Source organism: Stenotrophomonas sp. INTA L402-1 (assembly GCF_059295135.1).
The window spans coordinates 537,194-556,379 of record NZ_JCAFWP010000001.1 but is presented as its reverse complement, the minus strand read 5'-3'; the positions used below and the strand labels follow the sequence as shown (position 1 = coordinate 556,379).

Below are 19,186 nucleotides of genomic sequence, written 5' to 3'. Positions count from 1 at the left end.
TCATTCAACGATGCAGCGCGTCGATGATCAACCCGGTAGCAATCTCCACCAGCAGGTACTCGCTATCGGACTGCCGGACCCAACGCTGGTCGCGGCCCGGCTCGCGCAGGTGGTAGCGCGCATAGTCATCCACCCAGTAACGGCGGTCTACTTCCGCCCATGGCAGGCGCTCGCCGCGACGCCAGGCCTTCTTCTGCCAGCCTGGCGGCGGCGCATCACGATTGTGCGGGCCACCGGCGTGCGGCGGTGGCCCGTTGCCGCGCGCATGGTGCGGCGGATCGGCGAAGGCGGGTGCCGCGGCCAGCGCGGCAGCCGTGGTCAAAGCAATGGCGAACAAGCGTGCGGTGTTCATCGCAACCTCCGGGCCTTGCCGCTGCATGCGGCGTCGTGCCATGGAGTATGGATCAAGGAATGTGAACGGACTTTTGAGCTGTCACCGTAGCAGCAGGGCGCATTCCGCGGCGTTGCAACTGGCGGCTCGGGCACGACGCCACCGCCTCCGGCATGGCCACCTCAAGCGCGCTCGCGCGCCTCATACCAGTTGCGTGACCGGTTCACGATCTTCACCACCGAAAGCATCACGGGTACTTCAATCAGCACCCCCACCACCGTGGCCAGCGCCGCACCGGAGTGGACACCGAAAAGGCCCACGGCCGTCGCCACCGCCAGTTCGAAGAAGTTGCTGGCGCCGATCAGTGCCGACGGCCCGGCCACATAATGCGCCACACCCAGGCGCCGGTTGAGCAGGTAGGCCAGGCCGGAGGTGAAATAGACCTGGATCAGGATCGGGACCGCGATCAACGCAATCACCATCGGCTGCTGCACGATCTGCTGGCCCTGGAACCCGAACAGCAGCACCAGCGTCAGCAGCAGCGCCGACAGTGACAGTGGCCCCAGCTGGCGCAGCGCCGTCTGCAGCCCGGATTCGCCATGGCGCGACAGGATCCAGCGCCGCAGCAATGCGGCCACCAGTACCGGAACCACGATGTACAGGCCGACCGACAGCAGCAACGTATCCCACGGTACGGTGATGGCCGACAGCCCCAGCAGCAGCGCCACCACCGGCGCATAGGCCACCACCATGATCGCGTCGTTCAGTGCCACCTGGCTCAGCGTGAAGTTGGCATCGCCGCGGCACAGGTTGCTCCATACGAACACCATGGCCGTGCAGGGCGCGGCCGCCAGCAGGATCAGGCCGGCGATGTAGCTGTCGATCTGGCCGGCGGGCAGCCAGTCCGCAAAGACGTGGCGCAGGAAGAGCCAGCCCAGCAGCGCCATCGAGAATGGCTTCACCGCCCAGTTGATGAACAGCGTCACCCCGATGCCTTTCCAGTGCTGGCCCAGCTGGCGCATCGCACCGAAATCCACCCGCAGCAGCATCGGGATGATCATCAGCCAGATCAGCACCGCCACCGGCAGGTTGACTTTGGCCACTTCAGCCGCCGCCAGGGAGGCGAAAGCACCGGGCAGGAAGTGCCCGAGCAGCGTGCCGACGATGATGCACAGCGCGACCCAGAGCGTCAGGTGGCGCTCGAACAGGCCCATGGGTGCCGTTGTGCTCATGGCGTGCGCGCTGCCGGTAGCAGATGGCCGATCTGGTCCAGCGCCTGCTGCAGCATTCCGCGGTCCTGCCACACGTGCCCGGGCAGCGCCAGCAGGGCCTGCACGCGTGCCTTCACGATGGCATGCGCGTGGGCGAAGGCGGCAGCCTTGTCGGCATCGCTGCCCACTGCCTCGGCTGGGTCCGGCAGGCCCCAATGGCTGCGGATGAAATCACCAAACACCACCGGGCAGGCTTCCGCTGCCGCCGCATCGCAAACGGTGATCACCAGATCCATCGGAGCCGCGTCGGCGAACTCATCCCAGGATTTGCTGCGCAGTCCCGCGACCGGGATGCCTTCGGCGCGCAGCTGTGCAAGCGCGAATGGATTGACCTGGCCGGTCGGGTGGCTGCCGGCACTGAAGGCCGTGAAGCGGTCGCCGCCCCAAGCGCGCAGGGTGGCTTCGGCCAGCACGCTGCGGGCGCTGTTGCCGGTGCAGAGAAACAGGATGGAGCGGGACATGATGGCGTTTCCGTATCAGCAGTTGCAGGGATTGCCCGATGGCGTGCACTGTTCGCTGGGCGAACCGGCGCAGCAGTTGTGCGTGAGGTACTCGATCAGGCCGGTCATTGCGCTGAAGTTCGCGCGGTAGCAGACGTGGCGGCCCTGGCTCTCGCTCTCGACCAGGCCGGCCTGTACCAGTTCCTTCAGGTGGAAGCTGAGGGTGGCGGGCGGAACCTGGAGGGCTGTGGCGATGTCGCCGGCCATGCGGCCGGCCGGGCCGGCTTCGACCAGCAGGCGGAAGGCTGCCAGGCGGGTGGCGTGGCCGAGCGCGGTGAGCGCAGCGATTGCATTTGACGTTTCCATATTTCTAGAATAGTCGAATGAATAAGCCGATCACAAGTCCTTCGCTGCCTCATCTGAGGCAAGCCTCGCTTCCCCAGCCTGATCACCAGCGGTTGGCCGCCGAACGCCAGGGGCCACCACGCATCCTGCTGCTGTACGGCTCGCTGCGGCCGCAATCGTTCAGCCGCAAGCTGGCACTGGAGGCCGAACGCCTGCTGCAGCATCTGGGCTGCGACACGCGCGTGTTCGATCCACATGCCCTGCCGCTGCTGGACAGCGTGGACAAGGGGCATCCGGAAGTGCAGCGGCTGCGCGAGTGGTCGCACTGGTCGGAAGGGCAGGTGTGGGTCAGCCCGGAGCGGCACGGCACGGTGACCGGCGTGTTCAAGAACCAGATCGACTGGCTGCCACTGGAAGATGGCAGCGTGCGGCCGACCCAGGGCAGGACGCTGGCGGTGATGCAGGTCTGCGGCGGCTCGCAGTCGTTCAACACGGTCAATACGCTGCGGGTGCTGGGCCGCTGGATGCGCATGCTGACCATTCCCAACCAGTCGTCGGTGGCCAAGGCCTGGCAGGAGTTCGACGAAGACGGGCGGATGAAGCCCTCGCCCTATTACGATCGTGTGGTGGATGTGGTCGAAGAACTGGTGAAGTTCACGCTGCTGACCCGTGGCCGCGCCGACTACCTCGTGGACCGTTACAGCGAGCGCAAGGGCGATGCGTTGGCGGCGGAGCTGGCGCGGGCGGCGGGCGCGACCGGCATCTGAGGGGGGGGCTGGTGGCCGCAGGTGGCGTGGAAATGACCGGGCGCGGCTGGCCGGATACTGTCGTCGGCGCAGTGATCGCCGAAGCGTGGCCGGCATGGCGGGCAGCACGCCGCCAGTGACTCAGTTGCGATGGGGCCTGCTTGGGCAGATTGCCACACGTTGGCTGCGCTGATCGATCAGCACCACTGCGTCCTGCAGCGCATGGGCACCCACCACCGCTTCGGGATAGCGGTCGGACACCCGTACGTGCAGCCCCTGCAGCGCCAGGCCACCGATCAACACGGGAACATCCAGCCGTGCACGTCCGCCATCGACCTCGCCGTGGCTGAGGGTCAGTCGATCCCCGGTGGTCGCTGCGGTACCGGCTGCCCGCCGGAAGAGTGCCGTGGGCAGCACCATCGCGACGTTGGCGCCGGTGTCCAGCTGCGCCTCTGTGGTCACTGCTCCAATCTTCACTGGGATGCGGAAGGCGCGTGAGTGGGCGAGCGTGTCCGGTTGCGCGGGCAGGAGGTCGATGCCGCGGCGGAACTGCAGGCGCCGTTGGGGGTAATCGATGATCAGCACGCCATCAGCGAAGAATCCGCGCGCAAGGATGCCGTCGAACACTGCGTCTTTGGATTGCCGTGCGTTGTAGTCGCGGGTGAGCGCGGTCACGTCGCTGTGGCGCAGCCCGTCGAGGGCGTTGATGCGCACCGTATCGGCCCAGGCTGTCCGCACGCCGTCGGAGTGGCGGGTGCTGGCGTCCGCGGGTAGCGCCGGTTTCCGCACCAGACGGCTGTCCGCGCGGGCCATGCCGCTGGCGCCGGTATCGATGGCGAAGCGGTACGGGCCGCTGCCGTTGACCTGCACCTGCACATGGATGCGCCCGTCGATGACGTCAAAGGGAACGTCGATGATGCGCTCGCCCGGGCGTGCGGGGAGGGTACAGGTGCTATCCGCCACGGGTGAGGCGAGGGTGGCCACGGGAAGCGTCAGCAGAGTGAGGATGGCGATGGCAGTGCTGCGCCAACGGCGAGTGCCGAGTGCGGTACGGCGATGCGGGGGAATGCGCCTCATGATCCTGTTCCATGGGTGTCCAGGATCTTCTGATGCGTGAGGGATGCAGGCGGTTGCAGGTGTTTCCTGCCCGCAGGCTGCTCCGAAAGCTGTCGCGGTAATCGGCTGGATCTGGAATCCGCGCGGGTGGAAATGTGACGGATGTCGCGGGCCTTGACTTGAGTATGTCACCGTCTTCAACGATAAAGGCGGCATGTGGCACTGCCGCATTCCGGACCAGGGACGATCCGAAGCATGACGTGATGGGGCTCTACCCCCGCGTTCTCGTTCCCGCCGGCGCTGTGTTCGTCCAGGAAGGAGAACAGGGATGTTGGAACGACTGAAGACCCTCTCGCGTGCCGTGCTGGCGATTGTTGCCGTCGGCTTCGTCGCCCCTGCTGTGGCACAGGCGCAGGAAAGCAAGATCACCTGGCGTATTTCGCAGCCCGGCGGCGATGCGACCCAATACAAGACCCAGCAGGCGGCGGTGGCCGCCATCAAGAATCTGCCGGCGCCCAGCCCGTTCCCGCCGGAGTTCCAGTTCGGCTGGCAATCTGTCGACAAGATCAAGTCGAAAGTCGTGGACTTGAACGGAAACACGTCGATCACCTACTGGATGGGGAAGACGCAGCCCTCCGACCCGGACTGGTCCTACATCGGGCGTGACATATTCCCGACGGAAGAGGCGATGGTGGCCGATTTTCTTGCGGACCAACAAGCCAGCAATCCCGTGTGCCCCGGGGCGGCGGTCACTCCGTCTGGCGATTGGTTTGCGGCTTCGCCCGATCAGGAAGGTGTCATCGAGTCGCGCTACTACGATCTGACTTCAATGGCTGGCAACAATACGGCTGAATCGCCCTGCACCCCGTACACCGGGACGGTTGCGGTCGCGCGTACCCGGCGCTTGAATTGCCCGGTTCCGCTCACGCAGTGGTCCAACAAGCACAGCGCCTGCGTCAGCGAAGAGTTCGTTGCGACCATCACCTCGAAGTCGCAAAAGTGCGACAAGGACGGCGGCAACGGTAGCTGCCCCATGTCCCGCAACGATACAGCTGCGAACATGAGTCCGATTCCCGACAATGACCCGGCCTCCAACGGCGGTACCTGCGACGGCAATGTCGGCAACCCATGTGATGTTAAAACGGGCGAGAAGTATGAGATTGCGCCGGACTTCGATCTTGGCTGGATCGCACTGACGCGTTTCTATCACTCCGGCATTTCCACGTCCTCCGGTGGCTTCGGTTATGGCTGGACCCATTCGCTGGGCGCCCACCTGGCACTGGATGGCGCTGACAGTGTGGGCATCATTGAAAGCACCGGTTTCCAACGGGCATTCAAGAAGATCGGCCAAGCCTATGAGGCGGACGACGACAGTGGCGATCGCCTCGTCCAGAACGGTAACTGGACGCTGTATTCGGCGGGCTCCATCTCGACCTTCGGCCCGGACGGGCGTCTGGTCGCCAAGCGCTTTCCGGATGGCACGTCGCTGACCTATATCTACGATGACAGCGATCGCCTTGCGGCCGTCACCCACAGCAGTGGCCGCACGCTGGAGTTCGTTTACCAGTCCAACGACTACGAGGCGCTGATCAGTTCGGTGCTGGTCGAAGGCATTCCGCTGGCCACCTATACCTACACGCCTCAGAACCAGGTCGCCACGGTGACCTATGCGGGTGGCGGGGTGCGCACGTATCACTACGAGAACCAGGACTTCCCCCAGCACCTGACCGGCATCACCGCCGAGGACGGTCGCCGCTACAGCACCTTTACCTACGATTCCATCGGTCGTGTGATCTCCAGTCAGCACGCTGGCGGTGCCGATGGCGTGACGCTCGCCTACAGCCCCAACGGCGGTGCAGTCGTGACTGATGCGCTTGGGCGGCAGACCGACTACACCCTGACACCCGGCGGCGACACCGCGCCGTCGCGCAAGGTAACCGGCCTGAGTGATGCGCAGGGAACCGTCAGCCGGACCTACTACGACCAGAGTGTCGACTTCCGCCGGCGCCTGGATACCTACACTGATCGTCGCGGCATCCAGACCAAGCACACCTATGCGCAGGGTACCGATGCGGTGAGCGGCCGCACCGTCAGCATCCATACCGTGACCGAAGCGGTCGGCCTGCCCGAACAGCGGGTGGTGGCCACGGCGCGCGACGTCGAAACCAATGCGGTACTGACCACTCGCATCGGCAATCGTGAAACCCGAACGTCCTTCAATACCCGGCGTCAGCCGACAACCAACACGGTGACCGACATCGCGTCAGGTCAGACGCGCATCACCAGCTACACGTATTGCGAAGCCGCGGACGTGGCTGCGGCAGGGAGCTGCCCTGTGGAAGGGCTGCTGAAGAGCGTGGATGGTCCGCGCACGGATGTGGTTGATGCCGTTACCTACGCCTACTACCCGGCGGATGATGCGGGTTGCGCGACCAACGCTACCTGTGGCTACCGGAAGGGCGACCTGCGCAGCGTGACCAATGCGCTGGGCCAGACGGTCGAGACCTTGGCCTACGACGCGTTCGGGCGGCCGTTGTCGGTCAAGGACGCCAACGGCGTGGTCACCGATTACACGTACCATGCTCGCGGCTGGCCGACCTCGATCACCGTACGCGGCGCGACCACTGCCGAGGATCGGGTCACCCAGCTGAGCTATTGGCCGACGGGCCAGGTGCAGAAGATCACCGAGCCGGATGGCAGCAGCGTTTCCTACGTCTACGATGCTGCGCTGCGCTTGACCGACATCGAGGACAACGCAGGCAACACGATTCACTACACACTGGACAATGCCGGCAACCGCCTCAAGGAAGACGCGCTGGACACCGGTGGCACGCTGCGCCGTACCCTGGCACGCACGTTCAACACGCTCGGCCAGCTGACCGCGCTGAAGGACGCAGGCAATCACGCTACCGGCTTTGCCTACGATGCCAACGGCAACCTGCAGACGGTGACCGACGCACTGCAGCGCGTGACCAGCCAGCAGTACGACCCGCTGAACCGCCTGGCCCAGACCCTGCAGGACGTGGGCGGCGTCGCGGCGGAGATCCGCAGCCAGTACAACGCGCTGGACCAGGTCACCCAGATCACCGATCCGAAGGGACTGCACACCACCTACGCCTACAACGGGTTCGGTGACCTGACCGGCCAGGTCAGCCCGGACAGTGGCGCCAGCAGCTACACCGTGGACGCGGCAGGCAATCGCAAGACCGCTACCGACGCGCGCGGCGTCACCGCCACCTATCACTACGATGCGCTGAACCGTTTGATCGGAGTCGCCTATCCGGACCCCAATCTGGACGTAGGCTACAGCTATGACGTGGCGCCAGCGGCCTGCGCCGCCGACGAGCGCTTCGCCAAGGGGCGGCTGGGGCAGGTGCTGCATGCCAACGGCAGCACCCAGTACTGCCATGACCGCTTCGGTCAGGTCACCCGCAAGGTGCAGACCGTCAATGGTGTGGCCAGCACGCTGCGCTACGCCTACAGCAAGTCGGGCCGTCTGACTGCGTTGACCTACCCCGACGGCAGCGTGGCCGACTACGTGCGTGATATCCAGGGCCGCATTAGCCAGATCGGCCTGACCCGGCCCGGCCAGGCGCGCCAGATCGTGGTGAACAACGTGAGCTATGCAGCCTTCGGTCCGGCGACCGGCTGGACCTACGGCAATGGCCGCCAGCTGCAGCGTCCGCTGGATCTGGACTACCGCCCGCAGGCGGTACATGACCCGGCCGCAGGTGGCCTGTCGCTGGGCTACGGCTATGATCCGGTCGGTTCGATCACCGAGCTGAAGAACGGCACTGGCTCGACGGTACTGGCCAAGTACGCCTACGACGCGCTGGGTCGCCTGACCCAGACCCAGGACGGTGCGACCGGCACGCCGATTGAAACCTATGCCTACGACGCCACCGGCAATCGCACCGCGCTGACCACCTCGGCAGGTACCGCCAGCTACACCTATCCCGCAACCAGCCACCGCCTGACTGCGGTGGATGGCGAGGCGCGCACCCATGACGCAGCGGGCAACACCACCAGCATCGGCAGCAAGACGTTCACCTACAACGATGCCAATCGCATGAACGCGGTGAAGCAGGGTAACGCCACATTGGAGAGCTACGGCTACAACCATCGTGGCGAGCGCGTGTTGCGTACCCCGGCCGGTGGCGCAGCGCAGATCACCCTGTATGACGAGGCAGGGCAGTGGCTGGGCAACTACTCGGCCACGGGCCAGGCGCAGCAGCAGGCCATCTGGCTGGACAACTATCCGGTGGCGCTGATCAATGTGCCGGGCACCGGCGTGCCGGAGTTAGCCTACGTCCAGCCGGATCATCTGGGCACACCGCGCGTGGTGATCGACCCGGTGCGCGATGTGGCGATCTGGGAGTGGAGCAACAAGAGCGAAGTGTTCGGTAATCAGATTCCGAGTGCCGACCCGGATGGTGATGGTGTGGCATTCGAGCTGGCGCTGCGCTTCCCGGGCCAGCAGGCGACGGATGCGAGTGGGTTGTTCTACAACAATCAGCGGGAGTATGACCCGGTAGTTGGGCGGTACTCGCAGAGTGATCCAATTGGGTTGGAAGGCGGAATCAGTACATTTGCCTATTCCGAATCTGATCCCGTGCTGAACATCGATCCATTCGGTGAGATGTCGGGACGTCGCGGGGAACGAAATCAGACGCGCTCGCCGGATGGGACCAACAATCCTGGAAAAAAGTGGAAGGATGATCCCAAACGCCCTGGATGGGGATGGCAGAAGGACTCCAATACGGGAAAGTCAACCTATAAGAGGAAGCCGTCGTTCCTGCTTCCACCCAAGGCAATCGGACCCACGCTCGCACTCAGAGTTGCTCTTCAGGTTGCTTGCGAGAATGGAGATGTTAACGCGTGCAAGACCCTGTGTAGTCTCTTTCCAGAGGTTTGCGGGGCGGTAGACTTCACAGAGCCGAATGTAGCAATGTGCCCTACGGATGGTTCGACGTCACTGCTCTTCTAGATGAACTGCAAGATGGGCTATGTTTCATTTGGAAAGGGCCGGGAAGATCTTCGCTTGCTGGCAGGGATGCTGGCGCTGACTTGAGGCTTACTAGGTGAAGAGGTTGCATGCGCGTGCGGTCAAGGAAATGGAGGTAGTCACTCCTGCCGGGATGAGGAAGATGGTGCTGGGCCTGTTTCATCGTCGGCATGATTACGGCGACTTTGACCTTTTGGAGGTTGTGGCTGAACTTCACAAGCTTGGGATATCAACACTGAAGCAGTTGAGGCTCCTTCTAAAAAGGCACCGTCGTTCAATTCTCCATGATGAGAAAAGGAAGATGTCTCGCGCCGAAACTGTGCACCTTCTTTCGCAATTCGATTCGCGAGGTATCGACTCGCACACTAACACTGCCTGGTTTGCGGTTCCTGGTGTTGTGCGAGAGGCCCTTGAAAAGGAGTTTGGCTGGGAAGTGGTGAAACAGTTCCATGAATACGAGCCGGAGGAGGGCTGCGATCAAGAAGGGACAGAGTGAGTTTGCGCACGTATCAATCTTCGCTGTTTTCGCTTCAATTCCATTTCGTTGGATGCGATGCGGCCTATGAATTCGGTTCTGATGAGGTTGGCGTGCCCAATAGCGTCCTTTTTGTGAGAATGGCTCTTGGCGAGGCTAGGCGCCAGGGGCTCCGTGGTTGTTTCCCCGGAGTTCCAGTCTATGAACCAAGATTTCAACTCCCTTGAATGGTGTGACGCCACGTTGCTGGCCATCAACATCAACAGAAGCAATCCTGGCGTATGCGACGAGGTAAGGGTGCGAGCGCGTTGGCCGGATGGCCGGCAGGCAACCGTTTGCTTCTCGGAAGCCTACGGGTGCTCGGCGCTCATGAACTTCGGCGTACTGGGTGACGAGGGAATTGAGTTTGCCATGGTGGATGATGACGAGCCGGGTCTCGCTGATCTTCTTGATCGTTGGAAGGCGGTCGGCTATCCGCTGTCCGGTCTGAAGTGTTTTCGTATCGAGACCAGCTCGACCGGAAGCGTCATTCTCATCTACGCCAGGACATGGCGGATCGAGAATCAGCCGATGGCGGACGCGGTGCCCTGAAGGACATCCCGTGCCCAGGTTCCTCACCCCCGACGAGGTCTCCCTCATCCACAGGCTGCTGCCGGAGACGACCGAGCTGTCCGAACGGTTGTTGAAGGATCTGGCGCTCGCTCAGGTGGAGGATGTGGGTGTCGTCGGATTCGGGGGCGTGGTGTTCCTGTCCAGCACGACCCGGCTTTTCGGCAGTGACATTGCTACGGCCATGCTTGCCGATGCTGACGGCGTGCCGGTGAGATTCACCCTGTGCCTGGATAATCACGATCAGCTCTTCGAGCTGGAGCTGTGGAAGGTGGACTTCTCGCCGATCATCGGCGTCGATCTGAGAAGCGCTTTCAGCGAGCATTGACGCCTGTTGAAAGCGGTCCTCGCTGAAGGCCGTTGCGCATGGCGTTCACCCTTCGGGCTGTAACCGGCCCACCGCCTGCGCGCACAACGACTGGCAGGCCATGACCAACCCCTCCATCACCCGGTCGCCCACGTACTGCCCGGATTCGCCGTTCTGCCGGGTGCGTTCCGCCGCCAGCAGCATCTCCAGCACCACCCGCAACCCGCTCAACGCGCAATCGGCGTCGGCCAGGGCCAGGCAGCGCCCGGGCAGTTGATGCCGCTCCGGCCAGGGTTGGCCATCGGCCGCCGCACCGGAGCCGATGCGGTGGAGATTGGTAATGAAGGTGGTCCTGTCCACCGCAGGCGCAGCCTGCGGCGGACCGTCGTCGTGGACGGTGCGGCGGTAGGCGTGCAGGTGGGGGAAGTCCGATTCGTTCATGGCAGAACTCCGTGCAGGGCAATCGGTAGCCGCCACCCGAAAGGTGGCGGGCGGTACGTGGTTCGAATCCGGGTTGGCTTCAAGCCGGCGGGCGCGAACGCCCCCAACGCACCGCCCGCCATAGCCGGCAGACGGATTGCCAGCCGGCGCCACGCATGGTGACGCCGGCTGGCAAGCGCACTTACTCAAAGCCAACACGGGATTCGAAGCCCGGCCACCCTTTTCCGGTGGCACGCCATCTGAGCCCCTGGCGCTGTGCAATGCCAATCAGAAGAGCTGCAAACATCACTCGATTGGAGACGCTTTCGGCATTCTCCCACGCTGTTAAGCACTGCCAGTGCTGGCTGGCGTGGTGATCCGTCCACACCGTGCAATCTGCGACAGGTGTCGAGGCTGGGGGAGGGAAGGGCACGGGTGGGGCGGGGCGATGGCGACAGGCTCCGCAGGGGCCTGAGTCGAGCGTCGCTGGCCCCCTCGGCGCCAAAGCGTGACGTGCGACTCGGGTTGACGTTCCCAGCCACCAAGCGCAGGCTGGTCCGGCACGTTTCCTAACCAGAAGGAGACTTATGACCGCGACCGCTTCGCTGCACCCAACCCCCGCCACCCAAGGCCGTTCGCGCCTCTGGAGTGTGTTCTGGCTGCAGGGCGTGATTCCCAGCAACATTCTGTGGGCGGTAGCCCTCTGGGCCCTGGCCAACCAGCGCACCACGCTGCTGCTGGGGGTATTTGCCGTGCTGCTGCTCTATACCGGCTGGATCATCCCGGCGGTGTGGCGGGCGGCGCCCACCGCGCACAACGCGAACCTGGGCGTGGCCGCGCGCGGGCTGACCGTGGCCTGGGGGCTGAACACCGTGCTGGTGATCTTCTTCCTGACCCTGCAGCTGGTGGCTCAATAGAACTGAACAGGCTCGCCGCCCCGGTCGAAGGCGGCGAAGCGGCCGATCTGACCGTCATGGATGGCGTTGACCATCAGCTTCAGCGGGCGGGCGGCCCCATCGCTGTTGGGAGCGAAACCGGCGCGGCCGTCCAACGCCGCCACGAAGACCAGGTCCCAGTCGATGCCGGTGGTGGTGGATTCGGTGGCCAGCGCCCGGAAGCTGGGCACCTCGGCTGGCAGCTTGTCCACGCACAGCACCGGCGACAGGGTGCCGCCCTCGCGGCGATCATGCCGGTCGCGCTGATCGCTGGTGGGCGATTCGGGCAGCTCGGCGCGCACGAATACGAACAGCAAGCGTTGCGGTTCAGCCTGCTGGCCTGCGGCGTGCAGCAACTGCTGGAAATCGTTCATCATCATGAGGGTTGTCACACGCCCGCTGCACCGAAAGCCGCATGCTGCCACAACGCCTGCCGCGCGGGGCCGAAGGCGATTGATTTAAGTCATGCCCATGGAACTGACTGCCGCGTACTCTGGCAATCGTTCCAGCAGACGAGGGTTTCCGGGCCGTTCCGGGCACAGGCAAGACGGTGGAGCAACTAGGTGGACCAGCCATGAGCCAACTCACCGACGGTTTTGGACGCAGCTTTCCATACCTGCGCCTGTCGTTGACCGAAGCCTGCAACTTCCGTTGCAGCTACTGCCTGCCCGACGGTTACCAGGCCGATGGCCGCCCGCGCTTCCTGCAGGTGGATGAAATCGCGCGCCTGGTGCGCGCGTTCGCCGCGCTGGGCATGAGCAAGATCCGCCTGACCGGTGGCGAGCCCAGCCTGCGCAAGGACCTGGACGAGATCATCGCCACCGTGGCGGCAGTGCCGGGCATCCGCAAGGTGGCCATCACCACCAATGGCACGCTGCTGCCGCGGCGCCTGCCGGGCTGGCACCGCGCCGGCCTGACTGCGCTGAACGTAAGCATGGACAGCCTGCAGCGCGAACGCTTCAGGACCATCACCGGGCACGACCGCCTGCCGGAGATCGAACAGGGCCTGGCCCTGGCACAGGCGCTGGGCCTGCCGGCCGTCAAGCTCAACGCGGTACTGCTGCGTGGCCTGAACGACGACGAGCTGCCGCAGTGGATGGACTACCTGCGTGACCGTCCTTTCAGCGTGCGCTTCATCGAGCTGATGCGCACCGGCGACAACGAAGCCTATTTCCAGCGCCACCACCTGCGCGCCGACGTGGTGATCGAGCAGCTGCTGGCCGCTGGCTGGCACGAGCGCCCGCGCGCGGCCGATGCCGGCCCGGCGCGTGAGTTCGGCCACCCCGACCATCGCGGCAGCATCGGCATCATCGCCCCGTATTCGCGTGACTTCTGCAAGGGCTGCAACCGCCTGCGGGTGACCGCCAAGGGTGATCTTCGGCTGTGCCTGTTCGGCGAGTTCGGCGTGCCGCTGCGCCCGCTGCTGCAGAGCGACGATGACCACGACGCGCTGCTGGCACGCATCACCACACAGCTTGGCCTGAAAGCGGCCGGGCATGGACTGCACCAGGGCCAGACCGGGCTGACCCCGCACCTGGCCTCCATCGGAGGATGAGCAACACGATGAGTGGGGAATTGAATGCGGCCTTCCATATGGCCGATGTCCGCGACAAGCGCATCACCCGCCGCCGTGCGGTGGCGGTGGGCGAGCTGCATGCCGGTCCGGTGGCCTATCCGCTGATCGTCGAGCGCCGCCTGCCCAAGGGCGATGCGCTGGTGATGGCCGAGATTGCCGGCCTGCAGGGCGCCAAGATGGCCTCGATGCTGATGCCGCTGTGCCACCCGCTGCCGCTGGAACTGGTGCAGGTGTTCTGCGCGCCGGTACCGGAGCGGCAGGCGATCCGCGTGTGGTGCGAGTGCGCCAGCGAGGCGCGCACCGGCGTGGAGATGGAGGCACTGGCCGGCGTCAACGCGGCGCTGCTGACCCTGTACGACCTGAGCAAGCCGGTGGAACCCGCGCTGCGCATCGAAGGCATCCGCCTGCTGTTCAAGGAGGGTGGCAAGCGCGGTGTCTGGCTACACCCGGATGGCATGGATGATGCCGAGCGCGCGCGCTTCAAGCCGCGTGCGCCGAAGGGTCTGGAGGGCGCGGCCTGCGCGGTGATCACGCTGAGCGATCGCGCCAGCGAGGGCACCTATGAAGATGTGTCTGGCCCGACCCTGGTGAGCGGCCTGAAAAAGCTGGGCGGCGAGGTTGTGGCCGCCGAGGTATTGCCGGATGGCATCGAGCCATTGGCGGGCCGCCTGCAGGCGCTGGTGGCCGAGGGTGTGCGCCTGTGCCTGTGTACCGGCGGTACGGGGCTGGGCCCGCGTGACCTGACCCCGGAGGCGCTGCGTTCCTTGAACGCGCGGCCGGTGCATGGCCTGGCGCAGATGGTGCGGGCACTGAGCGCACAGCACACGCCGATGGCCTGGCTGAGCCGCGCCGAGGTGGTGCAGCTGGGCAACATGCTGGTGTTCGCATTGCCAGGCAGCCCGAAGGCGGCGGCGCAGTGCCTCGATATTCTGGCGCCGGTACTTGGCCACGCCCTGGCGATGGTCGACGGTGGTGGCCACTGATGATTGCCTATAGCGAAGCCCTGCAGCACCTGCTGGATGCGGCCACGCGGCTGCCGGCCGAGCGCCTGCCGCTGCATGAGGTCGGCGGCCGCACTCTGGCCAGTGACATCATCAGTGAGCAGTCGCTGCCGCCGTTCGACAATTCGGCAATGGACGGCTTCGCGCTGCGCGCCAACGGCGCTGCGTTCGAAGCCGGTACCGAATTCGCGGTGCAGGGCTGGCAGGCCGCCGGCGATGCCGGTGCCGAGGGCGGCGAGGGTGCCTGGGAAATCATGACCGGTGCGCGCATGCCGGTTGGGCTGGATACGGTTGTACCTGTCGAGAACGTGGAGATCCTTACCAGCGAGGACGGCCGCCCGACCCGCATCGCATTGAAGGGCACGGTGAAGCCGGGCCAGAACGTGCGCCTGCGCGGCCAGGATGTGAGCGACGGCGAACGTGTGCTGCAGGCCGGCCAGGTGCTGGACATCAATGCGCGCAGCCTGCTGCATGCCATCGGCGTGGGCGAGGTGGCGGTGGTGGCGCGGCCGAAGGCGGCGGTGATCGCCACCGGCAAGGAGCTGGTGACCGAGGCGGCGCAGACGCTGGAATCCGGTCAGATTCGTGACAGCAACCGGCCGTACCTGGTCGGCCGCCTGCAGGCCGCCGGTGCCGAGGTGGTGTGGCAGGGCACGGTGGGTGATGACGTGGCCGCGTTCAACGCGGTGCTCGACGAAGCGCTGGCCGCAGGCGCGCAGCTGCTGATCAGCACCGGCGCGGTGTCGGCCGGCCGCTACGATTTCGTTCCCGATGCGCTGCGTGGACGTGGTGCGCGCATCGTGTTCCACAAGGTGGCGATCCGCCCGGGCAAGCCGCTGCTGTTTGCGGTGCTGCCCAATGGCGCGCTGTATTTCGGCCTGCCCGGCAACCCGGTCTCGGCCGCCGTGGGCCAGCGCTTCTTCGTGGAGCCGGTGCTGCGGCGCCTGCTGGGGCTGGCACCGGAAACCGTGTTGCAGCTGCCGCTGCAGGCCGATGTGCGCAAGCCGCCGGGCCTGCGCTTCCACGCGCGTGCGCGGGTGGAAGTGGACGCGCAGGGGCGCCTGAGTGCGCGCGTGCTGTCCGGGCAGGAATCGTTCCGTTTGATGTCCATGCTGCAGGCCAACGCCTGGGTGGTGCTGGAGGCCGAGGGCGACTTGGCCACCGCTGGCACGCCGGTGCGCGTACAGGGCTGGGGTCACCATGACCCGGTGCAGCTGGCGAGCCAGGAGTCATGATGAAACAGGTGAATCTGCAGTTGTTTGGTGCCTTTTCCGATCTGGATGCCAGCCGCGAGATCGCGGTGGAGGTGGCCGGTGGCACCGTGGCCGACCTGCGCCAGGCGCTGCGCGAGCTGCTGCCTGCGCGCTGGCCGGGGTTCCGCGCGGGCCTGCTGGACTACTCGGCGTTTGCCGACCAGCAACGCGTACTGCGTGACCACGAGGCGCTGCCCGACGATGGCCGGGTGGCGATCCTGCCGCCGGTAAGCGGGGGCTGAGCGATGAGCGAAAAGATCATCGCCAAGGTGGTGGACCGCGCGCAGGCGGCGATTGATCCGGCCGAGGGCATCGCTGCGGTGTCCGATCCGGGCTTCGGTGGCATCGACGTATTCATCGGCAAGGTGCGTGATGTCAATATCGGCCGGCCGGTGACCGGGATCACCTACGACCTGTTCGAGCCGCTGGTGCTGAACGAGTTCAAGCGGTTGGCGGCCGAGGTCGAGGCCACGTTCGGTCCGAAGCTGAAGCTGTATGTAGCCCATGCCAAGGGCCGGTTGGGCATTGGCGATGTGGCGGTGGTGGTGGCTGCGGGCAGCCCGCACCGTGACGAGGCGTTCCGGGCCTGCCGGCAGTTGATCGAGGTGGTGAAGCACCAGTGCCCGATCTGGAAGCAGGAGCATTACGAGGACGGCGACAGCGAGTGGAGCGAGGGCTGCAGCCTGTGCCACGCGGACAGCGAACCCGCACACGCCCATGACCATGCGCACGACCACCACCATTGAGTCCGCTGCAGCCACGCATGGCGTGGCTCTACCACCGAATGTCTGGATGGCCGTGGGGTTCAGTAGATCCACGCCATGCGTGGATGGGGCCGTTCCCGCGTATCCAACCGGCGCAGCCACGCATGGTGTGGCTCTACCATGAATGGAACCATCAACGGCATCGTGCTGGCCGGCGGCCTGTCCAGCCGGATGGGGCGCGACAAGGCGCTGCTGCCGTGGCAGGGGCGCACGCTGCTGGAACACATGCGTGGCCTGCTGCTGCAGGCCGGCGCCGAACGGGTGTGGGTGAGCGGCGACTATCCGGCCTTCGGCGGCATCCCCGATCAGGTGGCGCGCTGCGGTCCCCTCGGTGGACTGCACAGCGTGATGCAGCAGATGCCCGATAGCCTAGCCTGGGTGGTAGCGGTGGACACGCCGTTGCTGGCACCGCGGCTGCTGCAACGGTTGGCCGCCGAGGGGCGGGGCGCATGTACGATCTTTGACGGGCATCCCTTTCCCATGCGGTTGAATGTGGACAATGCCACTCGTAGCGTGCTGGCCGCGATGTTGGATGATGCGGACGGGCCGCGCTCGGTACAGGCCTTCCAGCGCCGCCTGCAGATGCACGCGCTGCTGCTGGAAAGCGTTGACGAAGCCTGCCTGGTCAACTGCAATACCCCCGAACAATGGGAGGATGTTGCGTCATGAAAGTGCAGTTGCAGGATCAATCAGTACGGCTTCGCCTGGACGAGGCAGAACTGGCGCGCCTGCTGGCCGGTGAATCGGTCGAGAACATGACCCGCTTTGGCGGCATCGAGGGCTGGGGCATGGCGGTGTCGCTGCATGGCGGCGATCAACCGGTGCTGCTCGATGGCGGCACCTTCTGCCGCCTGGTACTGCCGCGCCCGGCAGTCGAGGCCTTGGCGGCGCGGCTGCCGTGCCGGGATGGGCTGCCATTCGACATTGCCCTGGAAGATGGCGGCCAGCTTCAGCTGCAGTTCGATGTGGACGTGCGCGACAGCGTGCGCCAGCGCGGGGTGACCCGCCGCAACACCGCTTCACCGGTTTGACATTTGTCAGGGGCACGGCGGAAACCGGCCCCTGATTGATCCAGATCAACCCCGTCGTTGTTGCTGCGCGGCCTAATGGCTGCATGACGACGGGTCACAACTTGAAACGCAGTACCCACGTCATTCCACAGCCTTGGAGCCATGTATGACCGTCGGTAGCGATCCTGTTGTCCGCAGCACTGCCCGTCCGGGTCGCGTCATCAGCGACTGGACGCCGGAAGATCCCGGCTACTGGGAGCGCACCGGCAAGCGGGTCGCCACCCGCAACCTGGTCATCTCGATCCCCTCGCTGCTGCTGGCCTTCTCGGTCTGGGTGCTGTTCTCGGCGGTGTCGATCAGCCTGCCGAAGATCGGTTTCAACTTCAGCACCGACCAGCTGTTCTGGCTGGTGGCGCTGCCCAGCCTGTCCGGCGCCACGCTGCGCATCTTCTATTCGTTCGTGATCCCGATCTTCGGCGGCCGCCGCTGGACCGCGCTGTCCACGGCCTCGCTGCTGGCGCCGACGCTCTGGCTCGGCTTTGCGGTACAGAACCCGGCCACGCCGTACGGGGTGTTCGTGGCCATCGCAATCCTGTGCGGCTTCGGTGGCGCGAACTTCTCCTCGTCGATGTCCAACATCTCCTTCTTCTACCCCAAGCAGAAGCAGGGCCTGGCGCTGGGCCTGAACGCCGGCCTGGGCAATGTGGGCGTGTCGGTGGCGCAGGCGGTGATCCCGCTGGTCATCACCGTGGGCGTGTTCGGTGCGCTGGGTGGTGCACCGCAGCCCACGGCGGAGGGCGGGGCGCCGTTGTTCCTGCAGAACGCCGGCTTCATCTGGGTGCCGGCCATCGCGCTGTGCGCCATCGCGGCCTGGTTCGGCATGAACGACCTGACCAGCGCCCGCTCGTCGTTCTCCGAGCAGGCGGTGATCTTCCGTCGCAAGCACAACTGGCTGATGTGCTGGTTGTACATCGGCACCTTCGGTTCCTACATCGGCTTCTCGGCCGGCTTCCCGATGCTGGTGAAGAGCCAGTTCCCGGACGTGAACCCGCTGGCCTACGCCTTCATCGGCCCGCTGCTGGGCGCATTGATGCGCTCGGTGGGTGGCAGCATGGCCGACCGCTGGGGCGGCGCACGCCTGACCTTCTGGGTGTTCGCGCTGATGATCGCGGCGGTGTTCGGCGTGCTGCACTTCCTGCCCAGCCACGGCCAGGGCGGCAACTTCCATGGCTTCCTGCTCAGCTTCATGGTGCTGTTCGTGCTCAGTGGCATCGGCAACGGCACTACGTTCCGCATGATTCCGGTGATCTTCCGCACCCTGCATGAGCGCTGGTCGGCCAACGACAACGCCGAGGGCAAGGCCACGGCCGCGCACCAGGCCAGCATCGAGTCGGCCGCGGTGGTCGGTTTCTCCGGTGCGATCGGTGCCTACGGCGGTTTCTTCATTCCCAAGAGCTACGGCTCGTCCATCACCTTGACCGGCAGCCCCGACATGGCGCTGTACGGATTCGTTGTTTTCTACGTCACCTGCCTGGCCGTGACCTGGTGGTGGTACTACCGGCGCGGTGCCGAGACACCCTGCTGACGACATGAAAACGCACCGCAGCCAGATGACACACACAGCCACGATGCCGATGTCCGC

21 protein-coding genes are annotated in these 19,186 nt (G+C 65.3%); 14 read left to right on the top strand and 7 right to left on the bottom strand.

The genetic code is table 11. The features are described from left to right. Positions 1-4 precede the first annotated feature (4 nt). The 4 genes from AC5O77_RS02505 to AC5O77_RS02490 all read right to left on the bottom strand — a co-directional run bounded on the left by AC5O77_RS02505 (position 5) and on the right by AC5O77_RS02490 (position 2,408). Positions 5-352 (bottom strand): RcnB family protein, encoded by a 348-nt coding sequence (locus AC5O77_RS02505; RefSeq protein ID WP_049423027.1) that lies wholly within the window; start codon positions 350-352, stop codon positions 5-7. 161 nt (positions 353-513) lie between these two features. After that, complete coding sequence (gene arsB / locus AC5O77_RS02500) at positions 514-1,545, bottom strand: ACR3 family arsenite efflux transporter (protein ID WP_494506422.1); 1,032 nt, start codon at positions 1,543-1,545, stop codon at positions 514-516. A 14-nt stretch (positions 1,546-1,559) separates the two neighbouring features. After that, positions 1,560-2,063 carry an arsenate reductase ArsC gene (locus tag AC5O77_RS02495; protein WP_478058331.1) on the bottom strand — a complete coding sequence of 168 codons (504 nt, stop codon included), beginning with the start codon at positions 2,061-2,063 and terminating at the stop codon, positions 1,560-1,562. Between the two features lie 15 nt (positions 2,064-2,078). Next, entirely contained in the window at positions 2,079-2,408 is a 330-nt protein-coding gene (locus AC5O77_RS02490; protein WP_478058330.1) for an ArsR/SmtB family transcription factor, read from the bottom strand. Between the two features lie 17 nt (positions 2,409-2,425). On the opposite strand from AC5O77_RS02490, the gene arsH reads away from it, so the two are divergent. Continuing rightward, positions 2,426-3,154: an arsenical resistance protein ArsH gene (gene arsH, locus AC5O77_RS02485; RefSeq protein WP_478058329.1), complete on the top strand. Its 729-nt coding sequence runs from the start codon at positions 2,426-2,428 to the stop codon at positions 3,152-3,154. A 120-nt stretch (positions 3,155-3,274) separates the two neighbouring features. Here arsH and AC5O77_RS02480 read toward each other — a convergent pair whose 3' ends face one another. After that, the gene (locus AC5O77_RS02480) at positions 3,275-4,210 is read right to left on the bottom strand and encodes a pepsin/retropepsin-like aspartic protease family protein (RefSeq protein WP_494506413.1); all 936 of its coding nucleotides are present in this window, start codon (positions 4,208-4,210) and stop codon (positions 3,275-3,277) included. 307 nt (positions 4,211-4,517) lie between these two features. Between AC5O77_RS02480 and AC5O77_RS02475 the strand changes: the two genes are divergently transcribed. From AC5O77_RS02475 to AC5O77_RS02460, 4 genes are all read left to right on the top strand, one after another. Beyond that, on the top strand, positions 4,518-9,176 hold the full coding sequence (locus tag AC5O77_RS02475) for an RHS repeat-associated core domain-containing protein (protein WP_494506412.1): 4,659 nt from the start codon (positions 4,518-4,520) through the stop codon (positions 9,174-9,176). 94 nt (positions 9,177-9,270) lie between these two features. Continuing rightward, positions 9,271-9,690, top strand: coding sequence for a hypothetical protein (locus tag AC5O77_RS02470; RefSeq protein WP_125895737.1), 420 nt, complete (start codon positions 9,271-9,273; stop codon positions 9,688-9,690). Between the two features lie 180 nt (positions 9,691-9,870). Then, on the top strand, positions 9,871-10,260 hold the full coding sequence (locus tag AC5O77_RS02465; RefSeq protein ID WP_180838515.1) for a hypothetical protein: 390 nt from the start codon (positions 9,871-9,873) through the stop codon (positions 10,258-10,260). Positions 10,261-10,270: 10 nt separating this feature from the next. Then, complete coding sequence (locus AC5O77_RS02460; protein ID WP_494506411.1) at positions 10,271-10,606, top strand: DUF6984 family protein; 336 nt, start codon at positions 10,271-10,273, stop codon at positions 10,604-10,606. Between the two features lie 45 nt (positions 10,607-10,651). Here AC5O77_RS02460 and AC5O77_RS02455 read toward each other — a convergent pair whose 3' ends face one another. After that, positions 10,652-11,026: a hypothetical protein gene (locus tag AC5O77_RS02455; protein ID WP_478058327.1), complete on the bottom strand. Its 375-nt coding sequence runs from the start codon at positions 11,024-11,026 to the stop codon at positions 10,652-10,654. A 566-nt stretch (positions 11,027-11,592) separates the two neighbouring features. Here AC5O77_RS02455 and AC5O77_RS02450 point away from each other — a divergent pair. Beyond that, positions 11,593-11,922 carry a hypothetical protein gene (locus AC5O77_RS02450; protein WP_494506410.1) on the top strand — a complete coding sequence of 110 codons (330 nt, stop codon included), beginning with the start codon at positions 11,593-11,595 and terminating at the stop codon, positions 11,920-11,922. On the opposite strand, the gene AC5O77_RS02445 is transcribed toward AC5O77_RS02450, so the two are convergent. Beyond that, positions 11,916-12,320, bottom strand: coding sequence for a ribonucleotide reductase subunit alpha (locus AC5O77_RS02445; RefSeq protein WP_494506421.1), 405 nt, complete (start codon positions 12,318-12,320; stop codon positions 11,916-11,918). The two genes, AC5O77_RS02450 and AC5O77_RS02445, sit on opposite strands and share 7 nt — an antisense overlap. A gap of 194 nt (positions 12,321-12,514) precedes the next feature. Here AC5O77_RS02445 and moaA point away from each other — a divergent pair, with 194 nt between their 5' ends. From moaA to AC5O77_RS02405, 8 genes are all read left to right on the top strand, one after another. Further along, positions 12,515-13,495: a GTP 3',8-cyclase MoaA gene (gene moaA / locus AC5O77_RS02440; RefSeq protein ID WP_006371556.1), complete on the top strand. Its 981-nt coding sequence runs from the start codon at positions 12,515-12,517 to the stop codon at positions 13,493-13,495. An 8-nt stretch (positions 13,496-13,503) separates the two neighbouring features. Then, positions 13,504-14,499 (top strand): bifunctional molybdenum cofactor biosynthesis protein MoaC/MoaB, encoded by a 996-nt coding sequence (gene moaCB / locus AC5O77_RS02435; RefSeq protein ID WP_494506409.1) that lies wholly within the window; start codon positions 13,504-13,506, stop codon positions 14,497-14,499. Then, a complete protein-coding gene (locus AC5O77_RS02430; RefSeq protein ID WP_494506408.1) occupies positions 14,499-15,752 on the top strand; it encodes a molybdopterin molybdotransferase MoeA in 1,254 nt (417 codons plus the stop codon). Before moaCB ends, AC5O77_RS02430 begins: the two co-directional genes overlap by 1 nt. After that, positions 15,752-16,012 carry a MoaD/ThiS family protein gene (locus AC5O77_RS02425; protein WP_006371550.1) on the top strand — a complete coding sequence of 87 codons (261 nt, stop codon included), beginning with the start codon at positions 15,752-15,754 and terminating at the stop codon, positions 16,010-16,012. The genes AC5O77_RS02430 and AC5O77_RS02425 overlap by 1 nt, the downstream gene beginning before the upstream one ends. Positions 16,013-16,015: 3 nt before the next feature. After that, positions 16,016-16,516 carry a molybdenum cofactor biosynthesis protein MoaE gene (locus AC5O77_RS02420; RefSeq protein ID WP_110712542.1) on the top strand — a complete coding sequence of 167 codons (501 nt, stop codon included), beginning with the start codon at positions 16,016-16,018 and terminating at the stop codon, positions 16,514-16,516. 138 nt (positions 16,517-16,654) lie between these two features. Beyond that, a complete protein-coding gene (mobA, locus tag AC5O77_RS02415) occupies positions 16,655-17,203 on the top strand; it encodes a molybdenum cofactor guanylyltransferase (RefSeq protein ID WP_180838509.1) in 549 nt (182 codons plus the stop codon). Further along, complete coding sequence (locus AC5O77_RS02410) at positions 17,200-17,565, top strand: hypothetical protein (protein ID WP_012511276.1); 366 nt, start codon at positions 17,200-17,202, stop codon at positions 17,563-17,565. The genes mobA and AC5O77_RS02410 overlap by 4 nt, the downstream gene beginning before the upstream one ends. Before the next feature lie 145 nt (positions 17,566-17,710). Beyond that, on the top strand, positions 17,711-19,129 hold the full coding sequence (locus AC5O77_RS02405) for a NarK family nitrate/nitrite MFS transporter (RefSeq protein WP_494506407.1): 1,419 nt from the start codon (positions 17,711-17,713) through the stop codon (positions 19,127-19,129). Positions 19,130-19,186 lie beyond the last annotated feature (57 nt).

Coding starts and splice junctions, on each gene's coding strand:
- AC5O77_RS02475 (WP_494506412.1), top strand. CDS start 4,518: ATGTTGGAACGACTGAAGACCCTCTCGCGTGCCGTGCTGGCGATTGTT.
- AC5O77_RS02430 (WP_494506408.1), top strand. CDS start 14,499: ATGATTGCCTATAGCGAAGCCCTGCAGCACCTGCTGGATGCGGCCACG.
- AC5O77_RS02495 (WP_478058331.1), bottom strand. CDS start 2,063: ATGTCCCGCTCCATCCTGTTTCTCTGCACCGGCAACAGCGCCCGCAGC.
- AC5O77_RS02420 (WP_110712542.1), top strand. CDS start 16,016: ATGAGCGAAAAGATCATCGCCAAGGTGGTGGACCGCGCGCAGGCGGCG.
- arsH (WP_478058329.1), top strand. CDS start 2,426: ATGAATAAGCCGATCACAAGTCCTTCGCTGCCTCATCTGAGGCAAGCC.
- AC5O77_RS02410 (WP_012511276.1), top strand. CDS start 17,200: ATGAAAGTGCAGTTGCAGGATCAATCAGTACGGCTTCGCCTGGACGAG.
- AC5O77_RS02505 (WP_049423027.1), bottom strand. CDS start 352: ATGAACACCGCACGCTTGTTCGCCATTGCTTTGACCACGGCTGCCGCG.
- AC5O77_RS02425 (WP_006371550.1), top strand. CDS start 15,752: ATGAAACAGGTGAATCTGCAGTTGTTTGGTGCCTTTTCCGATCTGGAT.
- AC5O77_RS02405 (WP_494506407.1), top strand. CDS start 17,711: ATGACCGTCGGTAGCGATCCTGTTGTCCGCAGCACTGCCCGTCCGGGT.
- moaA (WP_006371556.1), top strand. CDS start 12,515: ATGAGCCAACTCACCGACGGTTTTGGACGCAGCTTTCCATACCTGCGC.
- mobA (WP_180838509.1), top strand. CDS start 16,655: ATGAATGGAACCATCAACGGCATCGTGCTGGCCGGCGGCCTGTCCAGC.
- AC5O77_RS02450 (WP_494506410.1), top strand. CDS start 11,593: ATGACCGCGACCGCTTCGCTGCACCCAACCCCCGCCACCCAAGGCCGT.
- AC5O77_RS02445 (WP_494506421.1), bottom strand. CDS start 12,320: ATGATGATGAACGATTTCCAGCAGTTGCTGCACGCCGCAGGCCAGCAG.
- AC5O77_RS02465 (WP_180838515.1), top strand. CDS start 9,871: ATGAACCAAGATTTCAACTCCCTTGAATGGTGTGACGCCACGTTGCTG.
- AC5O77_RS02490 (WP_478058330.1), bottom strand. CDS start 2,408: ATGGAAACGTCAAATGCAATCGCTGCGCTCACCGCGCTCGGCCACGCC.
- AC5O77_RS02455 (WP_478058327.1), bottom strand. CDS start 11,026: ATGAACGAATCGGACTTCCCCCACCTGCACGCCTACCGCCGCACCGTC.
- AC5O77_RS02480 (WP_494506413.1), bottom strand. CDS start 4,210: ATGAGGCGCATTCCCCCGCATCGCCGTACCGCACTCGGCACTCGCCGT.
- arsB (WP_494506422.1), bottom strand. CDS start 1,545: ATGGGCCTGTTCGAGCGCCACCTGACGCTCTGGGTCGCGCTGTGCATC.
- moaCB (WP_494506409.1), top strand. CDS start 13,504: ATGAGTGGGGAATTGAATGCGGCCTTCCATATGGCCGATGTCCGCGAC.